The sequence below is a fragment of the Microbacterium cremeum genome (genome assembly GCF_015277855.1).
Taxonomy (GTDB): Bacteria; Actinomycetota; Actinomycetes; order Actinomycetales; family Microbacteriaceae; genus Microbacterium; species Microbacterium cremeum.
Map to the genome: position 1 here is coordinate 3,642,457 of NZ_CP063812.1, position 15,016 is coordinate 3,657,472.

Genomic DNA, 15,016 nt, shown 5'->3' on the forward strand with positions numbered 1-15,016 from the left:
GTCACCGTCGACTCACGCCCAGCGGCGGCACCACTCGTACATGACGACCGAGGCCGCAGCGCTCGCGTTGATGGAGCGCGTCGAGCCGTACTGCGTGATCTCGACGACACCGGATGCCGCAGCCAGCGCCTCCGGCGACAGCCCGGGCCCCTCCTGACCGAACAGCAGCACGCACGCCTCCGGCAGCTTGGCGTCGGGCAGGGCGACGGACCCTGCGACGTTGTCGATCGCGATGACGGGCAGGGATGCGGCATCCGCCCATCGCGTGAAGTCGGCGATCGACTCGTGGTGGCGCACGTGCTGGTAGCGGTCGGTCACCATCGCGCCTCGGCGGTTCCAGCGGCGCTTGCCGATGATGTGCACCTCGGCGGCGAGGAATGCGTTGGCACTGCGCACGATCGAGCCGATGTTCATGTCGTGCTGCCAGTTCTCGATGGCGACGTGGAACCCGTGGCGCCGCGTGTCGAGGTCGGCGACGATCGCGTCCATGGTCCAGTACCGGTACTCGTCGACGACGTTGCGTGCGTCGCCGTGCGCGAGCAGCTCGCGGTCGTAGCGCGGGTCGTCGGGCCACGCGTCGGGGCCGCCCGGCCACGGACCCACGCCCACCGGCAATGTCGGCTCGTCGCGACCGGGCTCCGGCGTCGTCATCGGCCCAGGCTATCCGGCTCCCGCGCGAACTCGGGCAGCGTGCCGCCGCCGCGCAGGCGCGCGGACGTGCCGGGGCATCCTGCCTGAGTCGTGAGCAGGCGAGGGGTTTTCGGCACGCCGAAATATCACTATGATTTCGGTATGCCGAAAAGCTCTCGCGCGCTCGTCGCGGGCGCGTGTGCCGCACTCGCCGTGCTGGCGGGTTGCGCCGCGCTGGTGGGTTGCGCCGCACCCGACACGCACGCCGACGACAGGCCGCTCGTGCTGACGACGTTCACCGTGATCGAGGACATCGCCCAGAACATCGCGGGCGAGCACCTCACGGTCGAGTCGATCACGAAGATCGGCGCCGAGATCCACGGCTACGAGCCGACGCCGGGCGACATCCGTCGTGCCCACGGCGCAGACCTGATCCTCGACAACGGCATGGGCCTCGAGGCCTGGTTCGCGCAGTTCGTGGCCGACGTCGAAGCCCCGCACGTCGTCGTGGGCGAGGGGGTCGACACGATCCCGATCGCCGAGGACGCCTACGCCGGACGCGACAACCCGCACGCGTGGATGTCTCCCCTCAATGCGCAGGTCTACGTCGACAACATCGTCGCCGCGTTCAGCGAGCTCGACCCCGACAACGCGACCGCGTTCGAAGAGAACGGCGAGGAGTACAAGCTCCGTCTGCAGCAGATCGCCGATCGCCTCGTCGCCGAGCTCGGCGCGCTTCCCGCCGAACAGCGCGCGCTGGTCACGTGCGAGGGCGCGTTCTCGTATCTCGCCCGCGACGCGGGTCTGACCGAGGCGTACCTCTGGGCGGTGAACGCCGAGCAGCAGGCGACGCCCCGGCAGATCGCCGACACGATCGAGTTCGTCGAGAGCAACGGCGTCCGGGCGGTGTTCTGCGAGTCCACCGTGTCGGACGCGCCGATGCAGCGGGTCGTCGAGGCGACGGAGGCCGAGTTCGGCGGCGTGCTGTACGTCGACTCGCTCTCGGCGGCCGACGGGCCCGTCCCGACCTACCTCGACCTCATCGAGCACGACGTCGACACGATCATCGCCGGTCTTACCGGAACGGGATGACCGCGTGGCTCAGCGACTGACCAGCGACGCCGCCGGACGGCCGGCCGAGGCATCCGTCCCCGCACTCGACGTGCGAGACCTCACGGTCCGCTACGGCGACATCGTGGCCGTCGACCGGACGCACCTGGAGCTCGCCGCGGGCACGGTGTGCGGGCTCATCGGCATGAACGGGTCGGGCAAGTCGACGCTGCTGAAGGCGGTGATGGGCGTCGTGCGGCCCGACAGGGGCAGCGTCAGGATCGACGGGATGCCGCCGCGCGACGCGCGCCGGAAGGGCGCTGTGGGCTTCGTCCCGCAGTCCGAATCGGTCGACTGGGGCTTCCCGCTGCGGGTGCGAGACGTCGTGATGATGGGCAGGTACGGGTTCCAGGGACCGACACGGCGGCCGCGCCGCGCCGATCGGGCTGCCGTCGCGGAGGCGCTCGAACGGGTGGAGCTGACGCAGCTCGCCGACCGGCAGATCGGCGAGCTCTCGGGCGGTCAGCGCAAGCGTGCGTTCGTCGCCCGCTGCCTCGCCCAGGATGCCCGCCTGCTGCTGTTGGACGAGCCGTTCGCAGGCGTCGACAAGCGCACCGAGTCGACACTCACGCGCGTGCTGCGCGAGCTGGCCCTCGACGGACGCACCGTCCTGATCGCGACCCATGACCTGGCGGCGCTTCCGCGACTGTGCGACGAGGCCGTCCTCTTCCTGCACACCGTGCTGCTGCATGACACACCCGACGTCGTGCTCCGGCCAGAGAACCTCGTGCGGGCGTTCGGCGTCGACGTCTTCGATGCCGCCGCGGGCGCCGAGGGCGAGGCATCCCGATGACCCTTCTGGACTGGATGCTCGAGCCGCTGCAGTACGACTTCATGGTCCGCGCGCTCAGCGTCAGCCTCGTCGCCGCGGTCGTCTGCGGCCTCATGAGCTGCTGGCTCGTGCTCATCGGCTGGTCGCTGATGGGGGACGCCGTCTCGCACTCCGTCCTGCCGGGGGTGGTGCTCGCCTACCTGCTCGGCGCGCCGTTCGCCGTGGGGGCGCTGGTGTTCGGCCTCGCCGCGGTGGCGGCGATCGGCGTCATCCGGAGCACGAGCCGTGTGAAGGAGGATGCCGCGATCGGGGTGGTCTTCACCACATTGTTCGCCGTCGGCATCGTGCTGATCTCGGTGATCCCGAGTCAGACCGATCTCACTCACATCCTGTTCGGCAACCTGCTCGGCGTCGGGGTCGACGACCTCGTGCAGGTGCTGGTGCTGGGGGCGGCGACGGTGGCGGTGCTGGTGCTGAAGCGACGGGATCTCACCCTGTTCGCCTTCGACCCGGCCCACGCTGCGGCGATCGGGCTTCGACCGCGGCTGCTGAGCGCGCTGCTGCTCGGCTGTCTCGCCGTGACCGTCGTCGTCGCGCTTCAGGCCGTCGGCGTCATCCTCGTGGTCGCGCTGGTCATCATCCCCGGAGCGACCGCGTATCTGCTGACGGATCGGTTCGGACGCATGCTGGTGATCGCCCCCCTGATCGCGGCCGTCAGCGCGATCGTGGGGCTGTACCTCAGCTACTACCTCGACACGTCGTCGGGCGGCATGGTGGTGGTGGCGATGGGCACGCTCTTCCTGCTGGCCTACCTCTTCGCACCGAAGCACGGACTCGTCGGGCGCCGTCTTCCCCGTGGACGCCGTCTTCCCCGCGGCCGTCGCCCCATCGCGTCATGAGCTGGAGCATGCGGCCTTCTCGCCCGCGGGTACCCTGATGCCGTGCCCTCCCCCGCGATCGACGACTACCTCAAGACGATCTACCACCACACCGAGTGGCAGACCGAGCGCATCACGCCGTCGCAGCTCGCGGGCGAGCTGGGTCTCGCACCGTCGAGCGTGACCGAGATGGTGCAGAAGCTCGCGGCACAGGGCCTCGTGACCCACCGCCCCTACGGACCCATCGCCCTGACCGAGGCGGGAGAGCAGCGCGCGGCCGGCATCATCCGCCGACACCGGCTCATCGAGACGTGGCTCGTGCGCGAGTTCGGGTACGCGTGGGACGAGGTGCACGACGAGGCCGAGGTGCTCGAGCACGCCATCAGCGACCGCCTCCTCGAGGGCATCGACGAGCGCCTCGGGCGGCCCCGCTTCGACCCGCATGGCGATGCGATTCCGGATGCCGCGGGCGACGTGCACCGCGAGCCCTTCGTGCTGCTCGGCTCAGCCCCCGCCGGTCACGTCGGGCGCGTGCTGCGGGTGAGCGACCGCGACCCCGATCTGCTCCGCGCCGTCGAGACCGCCGGCGTGGCGGTCGGGGCTGAGGCGGCGGTCGTGGGTGCCTCGATCCTCGTCATCGGCGGCTCGCGGGTGGAGCTGCCCCCGGCCGCGGCAGACGCGGTCTGGCTGAGCGCCTGACCGTCCGACCTGCCGCACCTCGCGCCCAGCCTCCCCGCGCTTCGGGTGGCGCAACACGCGGCATCCGTCCTTCGATCCCGCGTGTCGTGACACTCGAAGCCCGCCGGCCCGAGTTTCGGGTGGCGCAACACGCGGCATCCGTCCTTCGATCCCGCGTGTCGTGACACTCGAAGCCCGACTGCCCCGGGCGTCGGCGCGGAACCGGGCTCAAGTGCGGGCGGATGCCGCGGCCTCGGCGAACGGCCACTTCACGCCGGCCGCCGCCTCGGCGAAGGCCCACATCCGGGCGCCCACCTCGGGGTCGTGCGTGATCTTCGACGGATTCTGACGGGTGGGGATGCCGCGGCTCCCGGTCTTCGGCCCCCAGAACTCGCCGCCGGCCACCTCCGGGTCGGCGAGCGCGCGCACGAGGGGCCACGCGCCGTGCTCCTTGGACTGCGCGAACGCCGCCTGCAGGTTGTCGCGGAAGCGCTTGGCGCGTGACGGCTCGTTGACGCCGACGATGCCGGGCGTGCGTCCGCCCGTGGAGTACCCCGGATGGGCGACGACGCTCTCGACCGGAACGCCCGCGGCCCGCAGGCGGCGGTCGGCCTCGAACCCGAGGGCGGCGGTGGCGACCTTGGACTGCACGTACGACCGCCAGGCCGAGTACCGGGTCGTGAGCTGCGGGTCGACCGGGTCGTACGGCGTGAGCGCCGTCGACATGCTGCCGACCCACACCATGCGGCCGGCGCTCACGGCGAGCGCGGTCAGCAGTTCGCCGCCGAGGGCGAAATGCCCGAGCGCGTTCGTGGCGAAGACGACCTCGTGGCCGTCGATCGTCGTCTCGCGCGAACGCGGCGGGTGGACGATCCCGGCGTTGAACAGCACGCCGTCCAGGCCTCCCCGGCCGCGCACGCTCGCCGCGGCCGAGCGGACCGACCCGAGGTTGGATGTGTCGAGGATGAGCGGCTCGGTCGCGTCGGGCGAGGCATCCGGAACCCGGCGACGGATCGCCGCGCGCGCCGCCGACAGCCGATTCGGGTGGCGGCCCGACATCAGCACCCTGGCCCCCGCGCGCACGAGCTGCTCCGAGGCGAAGTAGCCGAGACCGGCATTCGATCCCGTCACGAGGTACACGCGTCCGGAAAGGTCGGGAAGACTCCGGGGGTCCCACGTCACGGTTCGACCCTACGCCCGCGCGACGCGCTCCGACACCGCCACCCCCTAGCCTGGACGCATGCGCACGCGCTCCGACATCGAATGCTGGCTCACCGACATGGACGGCGTTCTCGTGCACGAGAACACGCCCATCCCCGGGGCATCCGCTCTCCTGCAGCAGTGGCGCGATCAGGGCGTGCCGTTCCTGGTGCTCACGAACAACTCGATCTTCACGCCGCGCGACCTGTCGGCACGACTGCGGGCCTCCGGACTCATCGTGCCGGAGGAGTCGATCTGGACGTCGGCGCTGGCGACCGCGGACTTCCTGAAGTCGCAGATGCCCGGCGGCACGGCGTTCGTCATCGGCGAGGCGGGCCTGACGACGGCGCTCCACGAGGCCGGGTTCATCATGACCGAGACGGACCCCGACTACGTCGTCGTCGGCGAGACGCGCAACTACTCGTTCGAGGCGATCACCAAGGCCATCCGCTTCATCGGGCGCGGCGCGCGATTCATCGCCACGAACCCCGACGCGACCGGGCCGTCGACCGAGGGCGTGCTGCCGGCGACCGGCGCCATCTCGGCGCTCATCACGAAGGCGACCGGCATGGAGCCGTACGTCGTGGGCAAGCCGAACCCGATGATGTTCCGCTCGGCGCTGAACCGCATCGGCGCGCACTCCGAGACCACCGGCATGATCGGCGACCGCATGGACACCGACGTGGTGGCCGGCATCGAGGCGGGACTTCACACCGTGCTCGTGCTCACCGGCATCAGCGACGCCGCCGAGATCGCGCGCTACCCGTTCCGCCCCGACGAGGTGCTCGACTCGGTGGCCGACCTGCTCGACGCCGACCCGGTCGAGTCGGAGGATCCCGAGCTGCTCTGACCCGCCCCGAGGTCCGACGTCGCAGGCGCCCGGTAGGTTCGTCGCATGGGCGCGCTCGATGACGGTGAGATGGTGGAGGCGACGGATGCCGAGGCCTGGGCTGCGTGGCTCGAGTCGAACCATCGCACCTCCACGGGGGCGTGGCTGGTGCGTGCGCGTGCCGGTTCGGGGCTGACGTTCGTCGAGTACGAGGACGCGATCGTGCAGGCGCTGCGCTTCGGCTGGATCGACGGTCCGGTGCGGACGTTCGACGAGCAGCGCGGCGGGCTGTGGTTCGCGCCCCGGCGGCCCACGAGCGGGTGGGCCGCGACGAACAAGGCCCGGGTCGCGCGGCTCGAAGCCGACGGACTGCTCACGCAAGCCGGCAACCGCGCGATCGAGGTCGCGAAGGCGAACGGCGCGTGGAGCGTGCTCGACAACGCCGAGGCGCTGCGCGAGCCCGACGACCTCGCGGCCGCACTCGACGAGGTGCCGGCGGCGCGAGCGGCGTGGGACGCGTTTCCGCCGTCGACGCGCAAGCTCGGCATCTCGCAGGTCGACCTGGCGCGTCGCCCCGAGACGCGTGCGGCGCGCATCGCCAAGATCGTGACGGATGCCGCGGAGGGGAAGCGACCGTGATCTCGCAGACCGATCAGACCCTGCTGCTGTCGGTGTCGGCCGTCATCGTGCTGGGCACCCTCGTGGCCCTCGTGTGGCAGTGGTGGCGCGGCCGGGGTCGGCGCGACGACTGACGCGCGTTTCGTCTCGCGAAGCGGTCCCTGAGCAGGCCCGCCAGGGCCGTATCGAAGGGCGCTCGGCGACCGAGACGCCCCGGGCAGGCTACTACTGCGGCTCGAGGCCCAGGTCGTCGAGGTCGATCGCGGCGAGCCACTGCAGGCCCTCGGCCTCGACCGCGGCCTGCGCGCCGGTCTTGCGATCGACGATCACCGCGACGGCGACGGGCTCGGCGCCCTCGCGGCGGAGCGCCTCGACCGCCTTCAGCGCCGACTGGCCGGTGGTCGAGGTGTCTTCGACGACGACCACGCGCTTGCCCGCGACATCCGCCCCCTCGATCTGGCGACCGCGGCCGTGGTCTTTCGGCTCCTTGCGGACGACGAAGGCGTCGAGCGGGCGATGCGTGCGCGCGGACTCGTGCATGACGGCGTTCGCGATGGGGTCGGCGCCGAGCGTCAGACCGCCGACGGCCACGATCCCGTCGACCTCGCGGATGAGGTCGAGCATGATGCGCCCGATCGCGGGAGCCGCCCGGTGGTCGAGCGTCAGCTTGCGCATGTCGACGTAGTACGTCGCCTGCTTGCCGCTCGAGAGCGTGAAGTCGCCGTGGAACACGGCCTCGTCCTCGATGAGCGCGATGAGGTACTGGCGGTCGGCTTCGAGCTCTGGCGTGGAGGCGACGGTCATGCCGATGAGTCTACGGAGCGACCGCGGCGGCTGCGTCCGCGGCCGCGAATAGGCTTGAGCCCATGCGCCTGGCCACCTGGAACGTCAACTCGATCCGCGCCCGGGTCGACCGCATCGTCGACTTCGCGGTGCGCGAGCACATCGATGTGCTCGCGATGCAGGAGATCAAGTGCAAAACCGAGCAGTTCCCGTTCGAGCGGTTCGAGGACGCCGGCTACCACGTCGAGGCGTTCGGGTTCTCGCAGTGGAACGGCGTCGCGATCGCCAGCCGAGAGCCGATCGAGGACGTGCGCACCGCGTTCCCCGGCATGCCCGGCTTCGCGAAGGGCCAGCCTGCGACAGGCTCGGGGCAGGCGCCCGACGCCCCGCTCGAGGCCCGGGCGATGGGCGCGACGATCGGCGGCGTCGAGGTCTGGAGCCTGTACGTGCCGAACGGCCGCTCGCTCGGCGACCCGCACTACTACTACAAGCTCGACTGGCTGTCGGCTCTCACCGAGTACACCGCGACGGCGCTCGCCGCGAACCCCGACCTGCCGCTCGCGCTGGTCGGCGACTTCAACATCGCGCCGACGGATGCCGACAACGGCGACCCGTCGGTGGTCCAGGGCTTCGCGACCCACGTCTCGCCCCCTGAGCGCGAGGCGTTCTCGGCGCTCGAGGCGGCCGGCCTCCAGGACGTCGTGCGTCCGCTGGTGCCCACCGGCTTCACGTACTGGGACTACAAGCAGCTGCGCTTCCCCCGCAATGAGGGCATGCGCATCGACTTCATCCTCGGTTCGCACGCCCTGGCCGACGCCGTGACGGGCGCGGCGATCCACCGCAACGAGCGCAAGGGCGAGGCCCCGAGCGATCACGTGCCGGTGGTCGTCGACCTCGACCTCGAGGGTCCCGACGACGACGATCGCCCCATGATCTTCTGAAGTTCTTCCGCACGCCGCGTCATGATCGCGCCCCCGGCGCGTCATGTACAGATGGAGCGCGCCGTGCACCCGGCCGCGGAGTCCCCTCACCAGGGGTTTCCCAGCGCGCACCACTAGCCTGGCGCGGATCCGCCCCGCCGGTCGCCCCCAACCCAGTGACGCCTTCCGGCGAGGAGACGACGTGAACACCCCCCGCACCGCCGTCGTGGACGACGCGCTGCCCGTGCGTTCCGACGAGGAGCTCGTCGATGCCGCACGCGCCGGGGACGACGCCGCCTACGCCGAGCTGTGGGAGCGCCACGTCGCGAGCGGACGCAATGCCGCACGAGCGATCAGCCCGAACGTCGACCCCGACGACCTGGTCTCGGAGGCGTTCACGTCGATCCTGAGCGCCATCCGCAAGGGCGGCGGCCCTCACGAGGGCTTCCGGCCCTACCTGTTCAGCGCCATCCGCAACATCGCGGCGTCGTGGGGGCGCCGCGCCAAGGAGGTCCCGCTCGACGACCTGGACGAGCGGGCGGCCGAGTCGTCGGCCGAGTTCGCCGAGCTCGTGGCCGACCGCTCGGTGCTCGCGCAGGCCTTCCGCGAGCTGCCCGAGCGGTGGCGCGAGCTGCTGTGGTACACCGAGGTCGAGGGCATGAAGCCGCGGGAGGTGGCTCCCCTGCTGGGGATGAGTCCGAACGCCGTGTCGGCCCTGGCGTACCGCGCGCGCGAGGGTTTCAAGCAGTCGTGGCTGCAGGCGCACATCAGCGACCCGGCCCGCCCCGCGGAGTGCCGCTGGGTGTGCGAGCTGCTCGTCGCGAGCGAGAAGAAGCCGGTGCGCCGCGGCGATCGGCGCCGTCTCGACGCGCACCTGCGGGATTGCCAGGCGTGCCGCATCGTCGCGGCCGACCTCGAGAACGTGTCGCAGCGGCTGCGCGCCGTGCTGCTGCCTCTTGTACTCGGCGGGGCTGGGGCCCTCGCCTACACCGCCGACGCCACTCCGGCCGTGGCGGCGGTGGCCACCGGAGCGCCCATCTGGGGAGGGGGGACGTCCGGACTTGGGGGGACAGGCGCATCGGGGGGCGCCTCGGGAGGTGGTGCCGGCGCGGGGGGTGCCGGCACCACCGCCCTGCCTGCCGTCGGCATCTCGGCAGGAGCGGTCGCCGCGGCGGCGGCCGTCGCGATCGTGATCGCCGTCGCGCCGTGGAACGCTCCGGCAGGTGGGACGGATGCCGCACCCGTCGTCGCGGACGCGTCGAGCGGTCTGGAGCGACCTCCGGCGAACACCGACGCCCTGCCCGCAACCCCCGAAGAGCCGCCGGTGCCCGAGCCGGTCGCTCCGGCGATCGTCGACCCGGCGCCCGCGCCTGTGCCCGAGCCCGCGCCCGCGCCTGCGCCCGCGCCCGCGCCGGCGCCCGCACCGTCTCCGGCGCCCACTCCGGCGCCCACGCCGACACCCACCCCCCAGCCCGCCCGCACGGGCGCGCCGACGCTCGCGCCGGTGGCCGATCTCGACGCGCCGGTGCCCGACGCGATCACCGGCACCGGCGTCGCCGGCGCGCGGGTGGTGCTCATCGACGAGTCGGGCTCGACGCTGGCCGAGGTCACCGTGCAGCCCGACGGGACGTTCAGCACCGACATCCCCGCCGATCTGCTGCGTGTGGGGATGACGGTGCGCGCGGTGCAGACCGCGCCCGGCCTTCGCGCGTCCGAGCCGAGCGCCGCCGTCGGCCCCTTCGCGCTTCCGGCTCCGACGATCACGACGGCTGACGGCACACTGCGGACAGGCCTCCACGACGCCGACGGCGACGGGGTCGCCGACGACCTCGCGCTCCTGCTCGACGGCGCCCCGGGCCATCGAGCCGTCGTCTCGTTCGACGGCACGCCGACGGGGAACGTGCACGTGCTGACCGGCAATCCGGTCGTGCGGGTCGTGTACGACACGGTTCCCGGCGACCACGTGATCGGCATCCGCTATGTCGATCCGCACACGGGCCGGTTCGGGCGTCTCGCCACGTTCGTCGTGACGGTGCTCGCCGCCGAAGCTCCGGTCGCCTGAGGCCGCCCCGCCTCACGCGGCGAGGACGGCCCCCGGGTCGATGTGGAAGGTCTGCGCGAAGCGCTCGAGCAGGCCCGCGTCCCCCGACACGACGGCGACGATCTCGCGGTCGATCGCTTCGGCCGGGGCCACCTCCCCCGAGATGAGGCGACGGATGCCGGGCCCCGCGGCGAACACGAGGTCGGGGTCTGCGGCGGTCGGGGCCTGCGTCCCCAGCTTCGGGTCGACCGGCCGCCCGGCCGGCTGCAGCTGCGCGATGCGCAGGCCGGAGGAGTCGACGTGCACGCGGAGGACGACGTCGGCGACGTGGAGCTCGTAGTCCGCCGCGGGGAGTGCGGCTGCGGCATCCGCCCGGAATGCCGTGCGCAACGCCATCGTGAGCGAGTCGGCCGTCACGACGTCGTCCGCGGCCGGGTCGCCCATCTGCCGGAACCCCCACCGTCCGAGCGCGAGGACGATCGGCTCGAGCTCGCGCCCGTACGGCGTGAGCTCGTACACCAGCCCGCAGTTGGGCAGCGGCACGCGGCGCACGACGCCGCCCTCCTGGAGCTCCTTGAGCCGCGTGGAGAGGATGTTGGTGGGGATCTTGGGCAGTCCCTGCTTGAGGTCGGTGTAGCGCCGAGGCCCGACGAGCAGATCGCGGACGATGAGCAGCGCCCACCGCTCGCCGATCAGCTCGACGGCCGTCGTGACCCCGCAGTACTGGCCGTAGCTGCGGGCGGCCACGTTACGCCTGCGCGTGCTCGGCCGCGTACGCGTCGGGGCCCTGCTCAGCTGCGTCCGGCTGCATGTAGACGAACTCGACGATGTTCCCGTCGGGGTCTTCGAGGTGGCGGGTGTACATGAAGCCGTAGTCCTGCGGCTCCTTGGGCTCGGTGCCGCCGTGGGCGAGCGCGGCCTCGACCGTCTGGTCGACGTGCTCGCGCGACTCGCGGCTGAGCGCGATCAGCGTCTGGGCGACCGAGGCGGGGTCGGCGATCGGCTTGTCGGTGAACGTCGCGAGGTACTCCCTGGTGAGGACCATGAAGAACACGTTCTCGTCCCACACGATGCACGCGGCGTTCTCGTCGGTGAAGAGCGGATTGATGTCGGCGCCGAGCGCGGTGTAGAAGGCCTTGGCCCGGTCGAGGTCGTTCGTCGGGAGGTTGACGAAGATGTGCGTCATTGCGGTGCTCCTTGCGTTGTGGGTGGGGGCGGGTGGGTGGGTGGACATCATGCTTGCAAAAAACAACCGTGCTTGTCAATAACAAGTTATGCGACTTCTCCCCCGTGGGGCGGATGCCGCGCCGCCGCCCGCCGCCTACCGTGGAGGAATGCTCGAAACCCCCGTCGCCCGCCGGGCGCACCGGCCGAGGCCGACCGCGCAGGAACTCCGCAACGACGTCTGGCTGGCGGCGGCCCTGCTCCTGGGAGCGATCCTGAGCGCGGCCCTCGGCTCTGTCGCCGGCTTCTACGGCGCCGAGAATGCGCCCGGGATGCAATGGGCGCTGCTGTACGCCCTGGGGCTCACCGCGCCGCTGGCCGTGCGCCGCCGCTTCCCCGAGATCGTGGTGGTCGTGATCTCGGTCGTGTTCGTCATCGGCGTGACGGCTCGGATCCCCGAGCTGTACGTCAGCAACATCTCGATGTTCATCGCGATGTACACCGTGGGTGCGTGGGTGGACGATCGCCGGCGCGCGATGTACGTGCGCGTCGCCGTGATCGTCGGCATGTTCGTGTGGCTGCTCATCACGACGTTCCAGGCGGCCATCGATCCCTCCGACGACCAGCTGTCGCGCGCGGGGCTGTTCTCGCCGTTCGCCGCGATGATGCTCATCCAGTTCCTCGTGAACGCGGCGTTCTTCGGCGGTGCGTACTACCTGGGCGACCGCTCGTACGCGTCGGCGATGGAGCGCGCGGCGCTCGAGGAGCGCACGCGCGAGCTCGAGCGCGAGCGCGAGGTGACTGCCGCGCAGGCGGTCGCGCTCGACCGCGTGCGCATCGCGCGCGAGCTGCACGACGTCGTGGCGCACCACGTGTCGGCGATGGGCGTTCAGGCCGGCGCGGCGCGCGCCGTGCTGGAGCGGGATCCGGATGCCGCGCGCTCGGCGCTGCTCGGGGTCGAGGCATCCGCCCGCTCCGCCCTCGACGACCTCCGGCAGCTTCTCGAGACCCTCCGCACGCCCGACGGCGACGGCGAGGGCGGGTCGACCGTGCACCTGTCGGGCCTCGCCGACCTCGTGGTGCATGCGAACGACAACGGGCTGCCCACGACTCTGACGATCGTGGGCGAGCCGGTCGACCTGCCCGATCTGATGCAGGTCAACGTCTACCGCGTCGCGCAGGAGGCGCTCACCAACGCGCGCCGCCACGGCGGACCGGATGCCACGGCCGACGTCCGGCTGCGGTACGCGGGCGACGCCGTCGAGCTCGAGGTGACCAACACCGGTCGCGCCGTCGTCGCGATGCGGCCCGGCCTCGGCCTCGTCGGCATGCGCGAGCGGGCCCTCGCGTCGGGCGGCGCACTCGAGGCGGGGCCGCGACCGCGGGGCGGCTTCCTCGTGCGCCTGCGAATGCCGCTGCGGGCGGCCGCCGCGGCGGAGGCGCGCGCGTGACCGGCCCGATCCGCGTGCTGCTCGTCGACGATCACGCCGTGATGCGGGCGGGATTCCGCATGATCCTCGAGGCGGCGGGCGACATCGTCGTCGCCGGCGAGGCGTCGGACGGCCGCCAGGCGGTGGCGGCGGCATCCGCTCTTCGACCCGACGTGATCTGCATGGACGTGCAGATGCCCGACATGGACGGGCTCGAGGCGACCTGGCGCATCGTCGCCGACACCGCGGTCGATGCCGCGGTCGTCGTCGTGACGACGTTCGACCGCGACGACTACCTGTTCGACGCGCTCGCGGCGGGCGCGAGCGGGTTCCTGCTGAAGAACGCCGGCCCGGAAGAGCTCGTGAGCGCCGTGCGCGTGGCGGCCGCCGGCGACGCGCTGCTGGCCCCCGAGGTCACCCGCCGCGTGATCGCCCGCTTCGCCTCGTCGGCCGCGTCCTCACCCCACCCTGACCGCGAGAGTGCAGCTGGCGGACGAGAGGCAGGGAAGCACCCTCACCCTCGTCCACCAGCTGCACTCTCGCCCAGCGTGGGATCTCCGCGGCCGGGGGCCGGGGGCGGGGTCGGGGTTGGGGGCGGGGGCGGGGCCGGGGGCGGGGTGGCGGCGGTCGAGCTCACCGAGCGCGAGACCGAGGTGCTGCGGCTCGTCGCACAGGCGCTCAGCAACGCCGAGATCGCACAGCGCCTCTACATCGGCGAGGCGACGGTGAAGACCCACGTGTCGAACGTGCTGCAGAAACTCGGCGCCCGCGACCGCGTCGCCGCGGTCGTCTACGCCCATCGCCACGGCCTCGCCTGACCCCCTCACCCCTCCGCGCCTCCGCCCCTCGGCCTCCGCACCGCCCTCGCCCCCGCGCCTCCGCGCCCGGAGGCTCCGCAGTCACAAATCGCGCGACCGCACCGCCGCAACCCGCATTTCCTGACTGCGGAGCCCACGGCACGTCGCTCCGCAGTCGCAAAGTGCGCGGGAGAGGGCCGCGGAACCGCGAGAACCGACTGCGGAGCCCCCGGCCCCCGGCACGTCGCTCCGCAGTCACAAGGTGCGCGGGCGAGGGCACGGGAACTGCGAGAAGTGACTGCGGAGCGACCCCGGGCGGGGGCGAGAACGACGGATGCCTCGGCCCGGGGCCGCGAAAGGGCTCAGGGCCGAGGCATCCGCACTCGGGAGGAAACTCGGGAGGAGTAGGTCAGGCGGCGACGGCCTCGCGCGCGGGCGCGTAGCGGTCGACGAGCGCGCCGAAGGCCTCGAGGAAGCCGACCAGGAACTCGGCGGTCTGGTCGTTGGTGACCTCGCCGTCCTCGGTGAACAGGCCGGGGAGGGTCTGGACGAAGCCCTCGGGCTGGCCGAGGGTCGGAGCGTTGTAGTGGCTGAGGATGGCCTTCAGGTGCTGCTGCGCGGCGGCGGTCGCGATGCCGCCCTGCGAGGTGCCGATGACGGCGGTGGGCTTGCCGTTGAACGACGCGTGGCCCCACGGACGTGCGGACCAGTCGAGGGCGTTCTTCAGGACGCCCGGGATCGAGCGGCTGTACTCGGGGGTGACGATGATCACGCCGTCGGCGTCTTCGATCGCCTGCTTGAAGTCGCGCGCGACCTGGGGGAAGTCGGCGTCGTAGTCGGGCGAGTAGAACGGGAGGCCCTCGATCGGGATCTCGACGAGCGTCGTGCCTTCGGGGGCGAGTCGCTCGAGCGCCTTCGCGAGGCGGCGGTTGATCGAGGTCGACGAGATGCTGCCGACGATGTAGCCGATGGTCCGGTCGGACATGAATTGTGCTCCTTCAGACAGAGAGGTCCCCGGCGGGGACCACCGTGGACGTTCCACTTCCATGCAAGCACATGTATCTGCGATCTATTCCAAGGTATGCAAATCCGCGATCCCCGATCCTCCCCCGTGCAGCGGAGGAGCCGGATCTCCCCCGCCAGGGGGAGGCCTGCCGACGCCGCCG

At 71.8% G+C, this 15,016-nt stretch carries 16 protein-coding genes; 10 read left to right on the forward strand and 6 right to left on the reverse strand.

Annotation, left to right across the window (positions count from 1 at the left end; genetic code table 11):
* Window positions 1–12 precede the first annotated feature (12 nt).
* Window positions 13–651 carry a TrmH family RNA methyltransferase gene (locus IM778_RS16260; RefSeq protein WP_194409847.1) on the reverse strand — a complete coding sequence of 213 codons (639 nt, stop codon included), beginning with the start codon at window positions 649–651 and terminating at the stop codon, window positions 13–15.
* 141 nt (window positions 652–792) lie between these two features.
* Between IM778_RS16260 and IM778_RS16265 the strand changes: the two genes are divergently transcribed.
* Genes IM778_RS16265 through IM778_RS16280 form a run of 4 tightly spaced genes read left to right on the forward strand, consistent with a single transcriptional unit; the run spans window position 793 to window position 4,089 of the window.
* Window positions 793–1,722 carry a metal ABC transporter substrate-binding protein gene (locus tag IM778_RS16265; RefSeq protein WP_194409848.1) on the forward strand — a complete coding sequence of 310 codons (930 nt, stop codon included), beginning with the start codon at window positions 793–795 and terminating at the stop codon, window positions 1,720–1,722.
* 4 nt (window positions 1,723–1,726) lie between these two features.
* The gene (locus IM778_RS16270) at window positions 1,727–2,533 is read left to right on the forward strand and encodes a metal ABC transporter ATP-binding protein (protein ID WP_228484614.1); all 807 of its coding nucleotides are present in this window, start codon (window positions 1,727–1,729) and stop codon (window positions 2,531–2,533) included.
* Window positions 2,530–3,411, forward strand: coding sequence for a metal ABC transporter permease (locus tag IM778_RS16275; RefSeq protein WP_194409849.1), 882 nt, complete (start codon window positions 2,530–2,532; stop codon window positions 3,409–3,411). Before IM778_RS16270 ends, IM778_RS16275 begins: the two co-directional genes overlap by 4 nt.
* A 42-nt stretch (window positions 3,412–3,453) precedes the next feature.
* On the forward strand, window positions 3,454–4,089 hold the full coding sequence (locus tag IM778_RS16280) for a metal-dependent transcriptional regulator (protein ID WP_194409850.1): 636 nt from the start codon (window positions 3,454–3,456) through the stop codon (window positions 4,087–4,089).
* Between the two features lie 207 nt (window positions 4,090–4,296).
* Here IM778_RS16280 and IM778_RS16285 read toward each other — a convergent pair whose 3' ends face one another.
* Window positions 4,297–5,250, reverse strand: coding sequence for an SDR family NAD(P)-dependent oxidoreductase (locus tag IM778_RS16285; protein WP_194409851.1), 954 nt, complete (start codon window positions 5,248–5,250; stop codon window positions 4,297–4,299).
* A gap of 58 nt (window positions 5,251–5,308) precedes the next feature.
* Between IM778_RS16285 and IM778_RS16290 the strand changes: the two genes are divergently transcribed.
* Window positions 5,309–6,118 (forward strand): HAD-IIA family hydrolase, encoded by an 810-nt coding sequence (locus IM778_RS16290; RefSeq protein ID WP_194409852.1) that lies wholly within the window; start codon window positions 5,309–5,311, stop codon window positions 6,116–6,118.
* 45 nt (window positions 6,119–6,163) lie between these two features.
* Window positions 6,164–6,736, forward strand: a complete 573-nt coding sequence (locus IM778_RS16295; protein WP_194409853.1) for a YdeI/OmpD-associated family protein — start codon at window positions 6,164–6,166, stop codon at window positions 6,734–6,736.
* A 204-nt stretch (window positions 6,737–6,940) separates the two neighbouring features.
* Here the strand turns inward: IM778_RS16295 and pyrE are convergent, their stop codons facing one another.
* A complete protein-coding gene (pyrE, locus tag IM778_RS16300) occupies window positions 6,941–7,519 on the reverse strand; it encodes an orotate phosphoribosyltransferase (protein ID WP_194409854.1) in 579 nt (192 codons plus the stop codon).
* 62 nt (window positions 7,520–7,581) lie between these two features.
* Between pyrE and IM778_RS16305 the strand changes: the two genes are divergently transcribed.
* Window positions 7,582–8,439: an exodeoxyribonuclease III gene (locus IM778_RS16305; RefSeq protein ID WP_194409855.1), complete on the forward strand. Its 858-nt coding sequence runs from the start codon at window positions 7,582–7,584 to the stop codon at window positions 8,437–8,439.
* Window positions 8,440–8,620: 181 nt separating this feature from the next.
* A complete protein-coding gene (locus tag IM778_RS16310; RefSeq protein ID WP_194409856.1) occupies window positions 8,621–10,480 on the forward strand; it encodes a sigma-70 family RNA polymerase sigma factor in 1,860 nt (619 codons plus the stop codon).
* Window positions 10,481–10,492: 12 nt separating this feature from the next.
* Here IM778_RS16310 and IM778_RS16315 read toward each other — a convergent pair whose 3' ends face one another.
* Together IM778_RS16315 and IM778_RS16320 are read right to left on the reverse strand one after the other, a co-directional pair.
* A complete protein-coding gene (locus tag IM778_RS16315; RefSeq protein WP_194409857.1) occupies window positions 10,493–11,206 on the reverse strand; it encodes a winged helix-turn-helix transcriptional regulator in 714 nt (237 codons plus the stop codon).
* Between the two features lies 1 nt (window position 11,207).
* Window positions 11,208–11,645, reverse strand: a complete 438-nt coding sequence (locus IM778_RS16320) for a VOC family protein (protein WP_194409858.1) — start codon at window positions 11,643–11,645, stop codon at window positions 11,208–11,210.
* A 148-nt stretch (window positions 11,646–11,793) separates the two neighbouring features.
* Between IM778_RS16320 and IM778_RS16325 the strand changes: the two genes are divergently transcribed.
* Window positions 11,794–13,074 (forward strand): sensor histidine kinase, encoded by a 1,281-nt coding sequence (locus IM778_RS16325; protein ID WP_194409859.1) that lies wholly within the window; start codon window positions 11,794–11,796, stop codon window positions 13,072–13,074.
* Entirely contained in the window at window positions 13,071–13,871 is an 801-nt protein-coding gene (locus tag IM778_RS16330; protein WP_194409860.1) for a response regulator, read from the forward strand. Before IM778_RS16325 ends, IM778_RS16330 begins: the two co-directional genes overlap by 4 nt.
* Before the next feature lie 388 nt (window positions 13,872–14,259).
* On the opposite strand, the gene IM778_RS16335 is transcribed toward IM778_RS16330, so the two are convergent.
* Complete coding sequence (locus IM778_RS16335) at window positions 14,260–14,835, reverse strand: NADPH-dependent FMN reductase (protein WP_194409861.1); 576 nt, start codon at window positions 14,833–14,835, stop codon at window positions 14,260–14,262.
* Between the last annotated feature and the right edge of the window lie 181 nt (window positions 14,836–15,016).